The following is a 12,362-nucleotide window of genomic DNA, read 5'->3' on the forward strand; positions in this document are numbered from 1 at the left end:
GTCATGCCTTGCCTATCTGGGCACTGACATCGGCCAGAAGCGGGAAGCGATGGCGGTCTGGGGGAAGCTGATTGGTGCTGCGTTGGGTTTCGCAATAGGGCAGTGGATCGGAGCGCTGCTGGGCGGGATCGCCGGGCACGCGTTTGACCAATGGCGGACCGAGGTCAGGGAGCGGCGCATCCGGTCCAGCGGCCAGGAGCCCATCGATCTCGATTCGCTGCTGGATACCAGGCGCGTCGCCTTCTCGACGGCCATCATCGTCCTTGCGGCCAAGCTGGCCAAGGTCGACGGCCGGGTGAACATGGACGAGATCCAGGCGTTTCGCCGAATCTTCGACATTTCGGACGACGATGTCGGCAGCGTCGCTGCAATCTATAACGAGGCCAAGCAGAGCCCGGAAGGCTTCGAAGCTTCGGCACGGCAGGTGGCGGCGGTCTTCGGCACGGAGCGCGTGGTGCTGGAGGAACTGCTGTGCGGGCTTTTCGAGGTCGCCATCGCCGATGGCGCCGTCGACGAGAACGAGCTGCGCTTCCTGCGGGAGGTCGGATCGATCTTCGGGTTCGGCCCCTTCCAGTTCGATACCATTTCCGCCCGCTACATGTTCACCTGGCAAACGCGTCGGTCCAGGCCCGGCGGGACTGGAGTTGACCAATATGCGGTGCTGGGGCTGACACGATCGGCAGCCGACGAACAGGTCAAGCAGGCTTGGCTGGCCCTGGTGAGGGAGCATCACCCGGACCGTCTGGTCGCACGGGGCCTTCCGCAGGAGTTCGTCGACAAGGCCAACCAGCGTCTGGCTGCCATTAACGCGGCCTATGACCAGGTCGCCTCGGAGCGTGGCCTCCGGCGTTAGGCTTGTGGTGCAAGCGCAACTGCGGCATTGCCTTGCATCGGGATGATCCTGAGCGGTTGCGGTGCATGTCGGCAGAATTCCCTCCGATGACCACGACATGCCAGCCAACGAACGCCAGTTTGCTGGCAGTTCTGCCCAGTGGCGAGGCCGTGCGTGCCAGTATGGTTCGGGCGGTCCTACTGGAGGAACTGGCGGGGCTGCTTGGCGAAGAAGACGTACGCTTCCGGGTCGTGGTCGAGATGGAAGACGGCTCCAGGCGCGTGGTCGGCACCGAACTCGCTCGCACAGATGCGATGGACTTGGCGCGGCGTACGGGCCGGCTGATCAACGATGTTATTCGGGGAAGCTGAGGTGTCCGGCTGGCCGATGCTGCCATGGCGGCGGCAGTCGGTTACGACTGCGCCGCCACCGCCGCCGCCAGCCGAGCGTAGCTCGACGGTTGCCGAGGCTCCCAAGCCTCCGCCTGCGCCGGCTGGCAAGCCGGCTGCATCCAAGATCGTCCTCGTGACCGTGCTTGGGATGCGTGGCGAGGCGTTGGCGAACGTGGTCGAAACAGTCACCGCCGAGTGCAAGCAGGCGCGGACAAGGCCGTTGTTCATCACGGACCAGAACAATTTCGCGACGTTTCGTGCCAGCCGGTCACTGTTCGAGCAGGTCATTGACGTGGAGCGCTGCCGCGCCCAGCGGCCGGACCTGGATTGGCAAATGTATGGCGAGCATCAGTACCGGCTGATCGGGCGCAAATGGAAGCCGGTGACGACGATCGCCTTTGGTCGCAAGCCGAACCAAGTGTTCCTCGACGCGGTGCTGCGGGGAGTGCGCGAGAAGCTCTGAGCTCATGCAAGCAGTGGAGCGGACCTGGGTCGGAAATACGGCAGCGCGCCCGAGTTCGCCAGTACGTCGCGGCATGCGACCTGTTCTGCGATCAGGCGCGCGATCTCGCCGGCGCCATCCGCCTTGGGAAGGTGCAGGATGTTCTGATGCATGCGCTCGGCCACGCCCGGTTCCTGCATGGAGGCCAGAGCCCAGACCAGGCGGTCCGTCTCGTGAGACCGCACGGCCACGCCCAGGCCATGCCGCTCCGCCCAGGCTGCACGTGCTTCCTGTTCGTCCATCGAAGGATTCTCGTTCGGCACGAAGATGGTAGGCACGCCGATGGCAATGAGCTCATGGAACGAGTTATAGCCCGCTGCACTGACCGCGAAGTCGAACGCCCGGAAGAGCCGTGCCAGCGGAAAGCCTGACAAGGGTCTTGCTCGCGGAAGCAGGACGGCAGCGTTCGCCTCGCTGATCAGCCACTCTGCTTCTATCAGCACGACGTTCGGGCGGCGTCCCAGTTGGGCGGCGATCGTCCGGCGCACCGGGCCATAGTCGAAGTTGTTCTGCGAGCCCAGCAGGACCACGACCGCCGTGGCGTCCGGAGCGATCCCGAGTTCCAGGCGAGCATCCTCGCGCGACAGCACTTCGTCCGGGTCCAGGAGCGTGACCGGCGCCACCCGCACGATCCCATTCGCCTGCGAGCGCGTCAGGCCCCGGTCTGCTTCGGCAGCATACTCGCCGGGTTCGAAGACCATGTCGAACAGCGAGCTGCGTTCCATGGCGACCTTCCCGGCATCCGGCCGCCAAAGCGCACGGCGCAGCCACAGGAAGCGGCGCTCGGGGATCGCCCGGCGCAGATCAGCCAGGGCCGCATACGGCATGTTACCGTCGAACAGGATGCACTGCGGATCGTAGAAACCGATCATGGCGAGCAGGCGGGCGAGCAGCCCCCTGTTCCAGTAATCGGGGTCGCCACCGTAGTAGGCATGATAGGGAAGGTACTCGGCATGGAAGCCGTATTTCTCTACGACCGCCAGCGCCTGGGACATGGTCAGGAAGATGGGATCGACATGTCCCGGCAGCCGCCGTGCCACCGCCAGCTGTCTCGTCAGATGGCCCATGCCGATCCCGTTTGGGGAGATCATCAGGACCGTTCGCCTGGACTTGCGTATGCCGCGCGGCAGGCCTCCCACGGCCGTGCTGTGACGTAGGCCACGCGCTTCCAGGCGCCCCGCCAGGACGTCGGGTGTCGCCTCGGTGCGAACGTGGTCCAGGGCACGCACGGCGGTCGTTTCCCGGTCCGGGCGGATCTCGCGGAAGTCACCTGCGTGAAACGAGGCGGCCTCCTCCGGCCAGCCGTTCAACTCGCGCGGCAGCGACAACGGCACACCATAGGCGGCGGCTTCCACTACCTCGGCGGTCACGGGTAGCGGCCGGCCCTTCCAGCTGGCGAGGTGCCAGCTGTCCAGCCTGCCCAGGAACGCATCCAACGGCTCGACCGAGGCGGGGATAAGCCGCAGACGAGGCGAAGGCCCCACGATGCGCTGGCTCAGGAGCCCGACCGGTGGGTCCAGGAGGTTGACCTGGAGGGACGCACCCGCGGGGTAGGCTCGTCTGAACGCCGCTGCATCGGAGGGCCAGGCAGCGTTGCCGAGGCCACCATGACGGCCGATTACGGGCCTTTCCGGCTGCAGCGGTTTCTCCCATCTCGCCACGAGGTGGGATGGTGGTAGCCAAGTCTCGGAGGACCCCAGTACATCGGCCGTGTGGCGGTCGGCGGCCACTTCTTCAAAGGGTTGCGCATTGGTCAGGCGACTGAAGTTCGCCCGCACGCGGCTGACCAGTGCCTGGTCCAGCCGATCCTCCCGCCAGGGCAGCTGGTCGAAGCGCAGGACGGACTGTCCGGCGACCACGTGGAACGGGCGGTCCAGTTCCCCGAGCAGCGGTGCGATGTGCCAAGCTACGAACAGGCGACACTGGATCAGCCCATCGGGATCGGCGAGCGTGAGCACCCGTTGATCGAGCAGCTTTCGCAGGGCGGGGGCGAATGGGCGGCTGGACGCATGAAGCGGCGAGCGGGCGGCGAGGAGCGCTACCGAGTAGCCACGTGCGACCATGGTCTCGACAAGACCCGCCAGCGACCGAGCTTCCGCCGAGGGCAGCCGAGGATCGATCAGCAACAGGAGATCGGGACAGGTCAAATCAGCGTTCTCCCGGGGGCACGACGGACGGCCTCACCCTTTTCGCATCGCGGGACATGACGAGCGAAGGCTTCACCTTGATCCCGCCCGCACCTAGAGCAGACCGCGATTGCGGACATGTCGATGAGCTATGATCTGATTTTCTTCCCTGATTACAGGGCGGCCAACCCCTACCAGCGTCTGCTTTATGATCGGTTGGGACCGCTTCACCCGCAAGCCGGCACGATCGATGACGCCATTGCCATGCTCGATCGCGCGGCACCCGAACAGCGCGTCATCTTCCATCTCCACTGGGAAGACGCGATCCACCGGCACATCGCCGACCCCGCGTCCGCGGAACGGGTCGTGAGCGTTTTCATGGCCAGGATTGATGACTTCGTGGCTCGCGGCGGGACCCTGGTCTGGACGATGCACAATCACGGCTCGCACATCGGTGCCCATCCGGCACTGGACCGCAGCCTGCGCAGATACCTCGCCGATACGGCCGACCGCGTGCATGTCCACTCGCTTCGGGCGGCGGCCCCGGTTCTGCGCCAGCTGAACGTTTCGCCGGCAAAGCTGATCGTCCTGCCGCACGGGAATTACCTGCCCATCCATGATCCTCGCGGCATCGACCAGGCCATATCGCTGGCTGGACGTGCTTGGCCAAAGGACCGGCCGAGCCTGCTCCTGTTCGGGCGCCTCGACGCCTACAAGGGGGTCCTCGACCTGCTCGATGCATTCGCCGCCGCGGACGCCGATCTTCGCCTCGTCATCGCCGGCAAGCAGATCGCTCCATTGGAGCCGGACATCCAGGATCTGCCGCCGGCCATGCGCGAACGGGTAACCGTCCTGGACGGATTCATCGCCGAAGAGGACGTCGGCCCCCTGTTCGCTGCCGTGGACGGCGTGGTGCTGCCCTACCGGACGATCATGACGTCCGGCACGCTGATGCTTGCACTGTCGATGGACAAGCCCGTCATCGCGCCCGACCTGCCGGCCATCACCGACATCGTCCAGGATGGCCGCGAAGCCATCCTTTACCCGCACGGCGAGCAGTCGGCGCTTTCCCAGGCACTGGCCCGCTTCGCTGTCCTGAGCGAGCATGAGCGGAGGCGGCTGGCTGATGCGGCCCGGGCGACGGGTCATCTCTACGACTGGGAATGGATTGCCAGGCAGATGGGCGGCGCCCTTGTCGAGGCGACAAGCCACGGAAGGGCGGTGCGCCGGCCCCAGCGCGCTATGGCGCTTTCGGCAGGCCCTGGATGACGAGACGCTCGAACTGGCCGGTCGGTAGGCAGGTGGTGCCTTTCTCGAACGAGCCAGTCTCGCCGGATCGGAAGTCGATCATCCTTTGCTCGTCCTCCCCGTTCTCGGCGGACAGGCTACGGGTGACCACATAGGTCGCGTGGCCGGTGACCCGCGTATTGTTGTTGCCGACAGGCTCGACCTGCACTGCCAAGAAGCCGTCCAGGGTGACGCGGCGTTCCAGCTGCAATGTCTGGTCACCTCGCCGGACGGCAATGGTGGCTCGCTCGGCAGCTCCACCGACTCGTTTGGGCGACGCCCGCTGGCCCTGCTCGAAACTGAAGATCCAGCCGCAGTCGATCCAGGGCGTGGCCTTGCCGCTATAGGTCGCCGCCACGACTCCCGACGTCGTCGTGGCCACGAGGCTCAGGCCGGCTCGCTTGAGATTCGATCGGATCCGCTCCAGCACCTTGTCCGGCGGCAGGGCGACGGTCAGATCGATCGGCAGGGAAGCCCGGCCCGCGGGTTTCACGTAGGTCAGGACCTTGGGTCGCTGCTGGGCTTGCGCCGGCACCCAGAACAGTGCCGCCGCAAGCACGACCAGAAACCGCCGATGCCTAGCGCAGGTCGTCATGCTGCTCATCAGTACAGATCGGCCGTGGCCAATGCACCGGCCGCGGCCAATGCACCGGCTGCAGGCTCTGGCCATTCATCTTCGAGGGCGACGTTGCCCACCCTGCTCCTCTCCACGAGCATGCGGAACGCCTCGCTGGCAAATCGTCCAACCGGGTAGGCCTCAAGATAGGACTGATACGCTTCCGTCGTGTCGGCCGCCTTTGCCTCCAGCCAAAACCTATCCTCCGCCGATAGTTCGATGCTGCTTTCCTGGGCGTGGGCGATGCTGCCGGTTGCAAGCGCTCCGATCAGCAAGGCTCGCACCGCCGCGTAGTATAGTTTTAGGCGCTTCACGAGCCTTGTATTCCACTAGAGGGGGACGAAGCGATGGTCACACTCCGGAGCTAGTCTCCTTAGCGGATAGCGCTGCGTCAAGCTACATGAACAGTCTGTAACCAAAGACCGGATCATCCACCGTACCCAGGTCCCTCACCGTATCAGCAGCGAGGCTAGGCTTCTGGCGACCACACGAGTCGCAGCGTGAAGGTCGGCGAGCACGAGCTTTTCGTCGGCACGGTGCGCATTCGCCTCGAGCAGGTCGCGCGGCCCGGCGCCATAGAGCACGCAGGGCACGCCAGCCTCGGCATAGTGCCGCCCATCCGTGTAGAGCGGAATGCCAGCCGAGGCGACCTGGATGCCCATTACCTCTGTGGCCTGGGCGACCAGCGCCTCGATCAGTTTGGTGGCGCCAGGGAGCTGGGTGAGAGGACGAGCAAGCAGGATGCGGCGGATCCGCACGCTGATACCGGGATATTTCTGGGCGGCACTTTCAATGAGCCTGCGCAATTCGGCTTCGACATCGTCCGGTACTTCCTCGGGGATCATCCGCCGGTCCAGGCGAAGCAGGACGCGGTCCGGCACCACGTTCGTGTTGATGCCCCCCGAGATCAGTCCGACGACCAGGGTCGGCGCTTCGATGCCCTTCACCTTGGACCGGCGCGTCTGCAGCGACTTGCGGGACGCATATAGAGCCGTCAGCACGCCGTTCGCTGCCTCGAGCGCATCGAAGCCGGTATCGGGGCGGGCGGCATGGGCCGAGCGTCCGAGCAACTCGACTCCCAGATGAAGGCAACCATTATGGGCGGTCACGACCGAGTAGGCGAAGCCCGCGCCGATGGCGAGGTCAGGCCGGCTCAGGCCGGTTTCGAGCAGCCGCTTGGGGCCGATTTCACCGCCCGCCTCCTCGTCGTAGGTGAAATGGAGCTCGACTGTGCCGGCGATGTTCCCGGCGACCTCCTGCAGGGCGAGGAGCGCGAAGGTGTAGGTCGCGAAGTCCGACTTGGAGACCGCGACGCCTCGCCCATACATGACGCCATCCACAACCTCGGCACCGTACGGATCCTTGGTCCATCCCTCGCCCGGCGGAACGACGTCCCCATGGGCGTTAAGTGCAATGGTAGGACCGTCGCCAAACTTGCGACGTACGATCAGGTTGGAGGCCGATACCATGCCATTGGCCTGGACGACCGAGGCCGGCACCAGGTCCACCTCCACCGGAAGGCCCAGATCCTCCAGCAGTTCCTTGGTGCGGGCGGCAAGGGGCGCGCAGTCCCCCTTTGGATTGTCGGACGGGACCTTCACGAGTTCGGCGAGAAAGGCCTCCGCCCGAGGTCGACTGGCTTCTAGGAACGTGTCGATGGTGTCGAAGATGGAAGTCATGACGATGCCTCAGGGGGAATGAGGTCGCGCAGGACGCGCAGCAGGACCCGCACGGCGACGTCCGCGTCCTCGACCGTGATGCTCTCGAGGGGATTGTGGCTGATGCCCGACTTGCAGCGGACGAACAGCATCGCGGCCGGGCAGCATTCCGCCATGGCCATGGCGTCGTGCCCCGCTCCACTCGCCAGATACTTCACTGGCAGGCCTTCCGCACGCAGTGCCTGGGCGAGCCAGCGCTGCAGGCGCGGCGCACAGGCCATGGCGCGCTGATCATGTTCGCGGCCGATCGAACAGGCGAGCCCGCGGCTCGCGGCGATCCGCTGGATACCCTGCACGACCTCACTGGCCGCCTGGCCCCGGATCAGGTCGTTCGGCGCACGCAGGTCGACCGTGAACAGGACACGGCCCGGAATGACGTTCACCGCGCCGGGCTGCGCGTCGATGCGGCCAACGGTGCCCACGAGCTCGGGAACGGCGGCACAGCGCCGCTCGACGAACAGGATCATCTCGGCAGCACCGGCCAAGGCGTCGCGCCGGTGACCCATGGGCACGGTTCCGGCGTGGCCGGCCATGCCGTCGAGGCAGACGACCATGCGCGATTGACCCTGGATGGCCGTCACGATGCCCACTGCCCGATCCTCCGCCTCAAGGACCGGGCCTTGCTCGATATGGACTTCCAGGAAGCCCCGGATCGATCCTTGGGAATAGGCCGCTTCCCCCAGCCGGTCCGGATCGCCGCCAAAGGCGCGCAGCGCGTCGGCGAGGCTCGTACCGTCCCGGTCCCGCACCTCGAACACGGCCGGATCGAGCGTGCCGCAGATCGCCCGCGATCCCAGGAACGTCGTAGTGAACCGCACGCCCTCCTCGTCGCAGAACGCCACGACGTCGATGGGAAACGGCAGCCTGTCCCCCTGCTGGTGAAGGGCATGCACCGCGTCGATGCCGCTCAAGATGCCCAGAGGCCCGTCATAGCGCCCGGCAGCCACGACGCTGTCGATGTGAGAGCCAATCAGAAGAGCCGGTGCGTCCGGGTCGTCGCCCTCGTACCGTCCGATCAGGTTGCCGATCACATCGACGCGGGTGATCATCCCCGCCTCGTGCATCCATGCCCTGACCTGTTCCAGCGCCTGACGGTGCGCCGGGGTGAACGGCAGGCGGGTGAGCCGGTCCGAGTCGGAGGAAATCCGACCGAGCTGGTCGAGCCTCGCCATCAGCCTTGGGCCGAACCGGAGGTCGGTCATGCCGGGGGATGCCGGGCCAGCCAGTGCTCGGCGATGTCGATCCGGCGGGTGACCCACACCTTCTCGTGCCCCTGGACATGGTCCAGGAAGCGGGCAAGCGCCGCGGCACGCCCGGGGCGCCCGGCCAGCCGGCAGTGCAGGCCGATCGACATCATCTTGGGCGCGCCCCGGCGGCCCTCCTCGTAGAGCACGTCGAAGCTGTCCTTGAGGTAGGTCAGAAACTGCTCGCCGGTGTTGAAGCCCTGGTTGGTCGCAAAGCGCATGTCGTTGGCGTCCAGCGTGTAGGGGATCACCAGCTGGTCGTGGCGGCCCACCTGCACGTAGTAGGGCAGGTCGTCCGCATAAGAGTCGGCGAAATAGTCGAAGCCGCCTTCGGCGCAGACCAGGGGCAGCGTGTTCGGGCTGCAACGGCCGAGATACCAGCCTCTCGGGCGGCTTCCGGTCACGGCCGCATGGACGTCGATTGCAAGGCGCATGTGCTCGCGCTCGATCTCTAGCGGGACGTGCTGGTAGTCGATCCAGCGGTAGCCGTGGGTGGCGATCTCCCACTCGGCTTCCTTCATGGCGGCCACCGCCTCGGGATGCCGGGAGAGCGCCATCGCCACACCGTACACGGTGAGCGGCAGGTCGCGCTCGGTGAACAGGCGGAACAGGCGCCAGAAACCCGCCCGTGACCCATACTCGTAGATCGATTCCATGTTCATGTGGCGGGCACCGGCGATCGGCTGTGCGCCCACAATCTCGGACAGGAAGGCCTCGGAAGCAGGATCGCCGTGGAGGACGCAGTTCTCACCGCCCTCCTCGTAGTTCAGCACGAACTGCACGGCGATATGGGCGCCGTCCGGCCAGTCGGCGAACGGAACCGAGCGGCCATAGCCCACCATATCGCGCGGATAGAGGTTCAAGGCGTCGCTCCCCCCGAGGTCGTCCCCGGCAGTTCTAGCGAAGTGCGGCCAGCACTCCCAGGGGCGATGACCAGCGTTGCGATCCGGCAGCGGCACCGTCAATCTCCGCCCGGTCGGCTGGACGAGGGAAGCAGGTGCGCATCAAGGTCATCAACCCCAACACGACCGCGAGCATGACCGCCAAGATCGCGGCGGCGGCGCGGGCGATCGCCCTGCCCTCGACCGAGATCATCGCCGCCAGCGGCACGACCGGCCCCGCCTCGATCGAAGGCAACTACGACGAGGCGGTGGCGACGGTCGGCCTGCTGGAGGAGGTCCGACGGGGCGAAGCGCAGGGCTGCGACGGCTATGTCATCGCCTGCTTCGGCGACCCTGGACTGCTGGCGGCGCGCGAGATCGCAAGCGGCCCTGTGCTTGGCATCGCGGAGGCGGCCTTTCACGCTGCGTCGATGGTCGCCACGGGCTTCTCGGTGGTGACGACGCTCGGACGCTCCACGGTCATCTGCGAGCATCTCCTGCACCGCTACGGCTTCGAACGGATCTGCCGGCGGGTGCGGGCGACCGATCTGCCGGTCCTGGAACTGGAGAACCCCCGGTCCGACAGCCGACGAATCATCACCGAGGAATGCCGGCGTGCCCTGGCCGAGGATCGCGCCGGTGCCATCGTGCTGGGCTGTGCGGGCATGGCCGACCTCGCACGCGACCTGTCGGACGAGCTGGGCGTACCGGTGATCGACGGAGTGGCCGTGGCGGTGACGATGGTGGAGGGCCTGGTGCGGCTGGGACTGAAGACCGCCAAGAACTTCGACCTCGCCTACCCCATCACCGGCAAGAGTTGGACCGGCCGGCTCGCGGACATGGCGCCATGAGCATCGATCCAATCGCCTTCCTCCGCGGCCTGTTCGGCCAGGCGGTGCAGGCCGCCGACCCCCTGTTCGCCGTGCCGCCCCATCTGCCCCCGCCACCCAAGGGCCGCACGGTCGTGGTCGGCCTCGGCAAGGCGGCCGCGGTGATGGCCCAGGCGGTCGAGCGCCACTGGCCGGGGCCGATCGAGGGCGTGGTGGTCACCCGTGACGATCACGAGGCACCGACCGACCGGATCACCGTGCTGTCGGCCTCGCACCCGGTCCCGGACGAGCGGTCCGAGGCGGGAGCGAGGCGGCTGCTGGACGCGGTGGCCGGGCTGACGGCCGATGACCTCGTGCTCTGCCTGGTCTCGGGCGGCGGCTCGGCCTTGTGCGCCCTGCCGGCCCCGGGCCTGACGCTCGCCGACAAGATCGCGGTCAACAAGGCGCTGCTGCGCTCGGGCGCCTCGATCGACGAGATGAACTGCGTGCGCAAGCACCTGTCCGGGTTCAAGGGCGGCCGGCTGGCGCGCGCGGCCGCCCCGGCGAAGCTGGTGGCGCTCCTGATCTCGGACGTGCCCGGCGACGACCCGGCGGTGATCGCGTCCGGGCCGACCGTACCCGATCCCACCAGCTTCGCCGATGCGCTGGCCCTGGTCCGGCGCTACCGGCTGGACCTGCCCGACGCGGTGCGCCGGCACCTGGAGGAGGGAGCCGACGAGACGCCGAAGCCGGGCGACCCCGCCTTCGCCCATGTCGAGAACCGGCTGATCGCCGCCCCGCAGCGCTCGCTCGAGCGCGCCGCCGCGTTCGCCCGGGCCAAAGGGATCCGGCCCGTCCTGCTGGGCGACGCGCTGGAGGGCGAGGCACGCCAGGTCGCGACCGTGATGGCCGGGATCGCGCGCTCGGTGCGACGCCATGGCGAGCCGGTAGCGGCTCCCTGCGTGCTGCTGTCGGGTGGCGAGACTACCGTCACGGTGCACGGCAACGGGCGGGGCGGCCGGAACGTCGAGTTCCTGCTGGGCCTGGCGGTCGCGCTGCAGGGCGAGGCCGGCGTATACGGGATCGCCGGCGACACGGATGGGATCGACGGTGCGGAAGACGTGGCGGGTGCGGTGGTGACGCCGGACACGCTCGGGCGGGCAGCAGCACTCGGGCTCGACGCGCGGGCCATGCTCGACGACAACGATGCCCATAGCTTCTTCGAGAAGCTGGGCGACCAAGTGGTGACCGGACCGACGCTTACCAACGTCAACGACATCCGGGCCGTGCTGGTGATGTGAGGGGACGGGACGATGGGGCTGTCGGTCTGGCTGGCGTTCGTGGCGACCGCGATCGGCATCCTGGTGATCCCGGGGCCGACCATCTCGCTGGTGATGTCCTATGCGCTGAGCCAGGGCTCGCGGGCGGCCGCCGCCATCGTGGCCGGCGTGGCCCTGGGCGACCTCACCGCCATGAGCCTGTCCCTGGTGGGCCTGGGCGCCCTGCTCGCGACCTCGGCGACGCTGTTCACGGCCCTCAAATGGATCGGCGCCACCTACCTCGTCTATCTCGGCATCAAGCTCTGGCGCGCCCCGCTCGAGGCTGCCGACACGACCGCTACGACCGTGCCGGCCAAGGTCATGTTCGGCCATGCCTGGCTGGTAACGGCGCTGAACCCGAAGAGCATCGTGTTCTTCGTGGCCTTCGTGCCCCAGTTCATCGACCCGCACCGCCCCTACCTGCCCCAGGCCCTGATCCTGATCGCGACCTTCGTCGTCCTGGCCGCCGCCAATGCCGGTGCCTATGCGCTGGTGGCGTCGCGCCTCAAGTCGGCCATCCGGCGGCCGTCCGTGCAGCGCTGGGTGAACCGGACCGGCGGCACGGTGCTCGTCGGTGCGGGGGTGGCGGCGGTGGCATGGAAGCGGACGGGGTGAGCCAAACAGCCCTCCTACAGT

Annotated in this window: 13 protein-coding genes; 7 read left to right on the forward strand and 6 right to left on the reverse strand. The window is 67.2% G+C overall.

All coding sequences use genetic code 11. The annotated features are described in order from the left end of the window. Positions 1-49 precede the first annotated feature (49 nt). The 3 genes from VHL31_RS14820 (at position 50) to VHL31_RS14830 (ending at position 1,687) form a co-directional block, all read left to right on the forward strand. Entirely contained in the window at positions 50-853 is an 804-nt protein-coding gene (locus VHL31_RS14820) for a TerB family tellurite resistance protein (protein WP_329661996.1), read from the forward strand. Positions 854-939: 86 nt separating this feature from the next. Continuing rightward, complete coding sequence (locus VHL31_RS14825) at positions 940-1,203, forward strand: hypothetical protein (RefSeq protein ID WP_329661997.1); 264 nt, start codon at positions 940-942, stop codon at positions 1,201-1,203. A 154-nt stretch (positions 1,204-1,357) separates the two neighbouring features. Then, the gene (locus tag VHL31_RS14830) at positions 1,358-1,687 is read left to right on the forward strand and encodes a hypothetical protein (RefSeq protein WP_329661998.1); all 330 of its coding nucleotides are present in this window, start codon (positions 1,358-1,360) and stop codon (positions 1,685-1,687) included. 2 nt (positions 1,688-1,689) lie between these two features. Here VHL31_RS14830 and VHL31_RS14835 read toward each other — a convergent pair whose 3' ends face one another. Continuing rightward, complete coding sequence (locus tag VHL31_RS14835; protein ID WP_329661999.1) at positions 1,690-3,873, reverse strand: glycosyltransferase; 2,184 nt, start codon at positions 3,871-3,873, stop codon at positions 1,690-1,692. 123 nt (positions 3,874-3,996) lie between these two features. On the opposite strand from VHL31_RS14835, the gene VHL31_RS14840 reads away from it, so the two are divergent. Continuing rightward, the gene (locus VHL31_RS14840) at positions 3,997-5,121 is read left to right on the forward strand and encodes a glycosyltransferase (protein ID WP_329662000.1); all 1,125 of its coding nucleotides are present in this window, start codon (positions 3,997-3,999) and stop codon (positions 5,119-5,121) included. Here VHL31_RS14840 and VHL31_RS14845 read toward each other — a convergent pair. The 5 genes from VHL31_RS14845 to puuE form a co-directional block, all read right to left on the reverse strand. Next, on the reverse strand, positions 5,093-5,743 hold the full coding sequence (locus VHL31_RS14845; protein WP_329662001.1) for a hypothetical protein: 651 nt from the start codon (positions 5,741-5,743) through the stop codon (positions 5,093-5,095). The genes VHL31_RS14840 and VHL31_RS14845 overlap by 29 nt on opposite strands. Further along, positions 5,743-6,069 (reverse strand): hypothetical protein, encoded by a 327-nt coding sequence (locus tag VHL31_RS14850; protein ID WP_329662002.1) that lies wholly within the window; start codon positions 6,067-6,069, stop codon positions 5,743-5,745. Before VHL31_RS14850 ends, VHL31_RS14845 begins: the two co-directional genes overlap by 1 nt. Before the next feature lie 135 nt (positions 6,070-6,204). Next, complete coding sequence (locus VHL31_RS14855) at positions 6,205-7,434, reverse strand: M20/M25/M40 family metallo-hydrolase (RefSeq protein ID WP_329662003.1); 1,230 nt, start codon at positions 7,432-7,434, stop codon at positions 6,205-6,207. Next, entirely contained in the window at positions 7,431-8,675 is a 1,245-nt protein-coding gene (locus VHL31_RS14860; protein WP_329662004.1) for an allantoate amidohydrolase, read from the reverse strand. Before VHL31_RS14860 ends, VHL31_RS14855 begins: the two co-directional genes overlap by 4 nt. Continuing rightward, positions 8,672-9,559, reverse strand: a complete 888-nt coding sequence (gene puuE / locus VHL31_RS14865) for an allantoinase PuuE (protein WP_349262453.1) — start codon at positions 9,557-9,559, stop codon at positions 8,672-8,674. The genes VHL31_RS14860 and puuE overlap by 4 nt, the downstream gene beginning before the upstream one ends. 155 nt (positions 9,560-9,714) lie before the next feature. Here puuE and VHL31_RS14870 point away from each other — a divergent pair, with 155 nt between their 5' ends. Genes VHL31_RS14870 through VHL31_RS14880 form a run of 3 tightly spaced genes read left to right on the forward strand, consistent with a single transcriptional unit; the run spans position 9,715 to position 12,341 of the window. Then, entirely contained in the window at positions 9,715-10,449 is a 735-nt protein-coding gene (locus tag VHL31_RS14870) for an aspartate/glutamate racemase family protein (RefSeq protein ID WP_329662006.1), read from the forward strand. Further along, a complete protein-coding gene (locus tag VHL31_RS14875) occupies positions 10,446-11,708 on the forward strand; it encodes a glycerate kinase (RefSeq protein WP_329662007.1) in 1,263 nt (420 codons plus the stop codon). The genes VHL31_RS14870 and VHL31_RS14875 overlap by 4 nt, the downstream gene beginning before the upstream one ends. Positions 11,709-11,720: 12 nt before the next feature. Then, positions 11,721-12,341, forward strand: a complete 621-nt coding sequence (locus VHL31_RS14880; protein ID WP_329662008.1) for a LysE family translocator — start codon at positions 11,721-11,723, stop codon at positions 12,339-12,341. Positions 12,342-12,362 lie beyond the last annotated feature (21 nt).

Source organism: Geminicoccus sp. (genome assembly GCF_036263595.1).
Taxonomy (GTDB): domain Bacteria; phylum Pseudomonadota; class Alphaproteobacteria; order Geminicoccales; family Geminicoccaceae; genus Geminicoccus.

Excerpts from the sequence above, each read along its gene's own strand:
- VHL31_RS14820 (WP_329661996.1), top strand. The coding sequence starts at position 50 with ATGGCGGTCTGGGGGAAGCTGATTGGTGCTGCGTTGGGTTTCGCAATA.
- VHL31_RS14825 (WP_329661997.1), top strand. The coding sequence starts at position 940 with ATGACCACGACATGCCAGCCAACGAACGCCAGTTTGCTGGCAGTTCTG.
- VHL31_RS14840 (WP_329662000.1), top strand. The coding sequence starts at position 3,997 with ATGAGCTATGATCTGATTTTCTTCCCTGATTACAGGGCGGCCAACCCC.
- VHL31_RS14845 (WP_329662001.1), bottom strand. The coding sequence starts at position 5,743 with ATGAGCAGCATGACGACCTGCGCTAGGCATCGGCGGTTTCTGGTCGTG.
- VHL31_RS14855 (WP_329662003.1), bottom strand. The coding sequence starts at position 7,434 with ATGACTTCCATCTTCGACACCATCGACACGTTCCTAGAAGCCAGTCGA.
- VHL31_RS14860 (WP_329662004.1), bottom strand. The coding sequence starts at position 8,675 with ATGACCGACCTCCGGTTCGGCCCAAGGCTGATGGCGAGGCTCGACCAG.
- puuE (WP_349262453.1), bottom strand. The coding sequence starts at position 9,559 with ATGGTGGGCTATGGCCGCTCGGTTCCGTTCGCCGACTGGCCGGACGGC.
- VHL31_RS14875 (WP_329662007.1), top strand. The coding sequence starts at position 10,446 with ATGAGCATCGATCCAATCGCCTTCCTCCGCGGCCTGTTCGGCCAGGCG.
- VHL31_RS14880 (WP_329662008.1), top strand. The coding sequence starts at position 11,721 with ATGGGGCTGTCGGTCTGGCTGGCGTTCGTGGCGACCGCGATCGGCATC.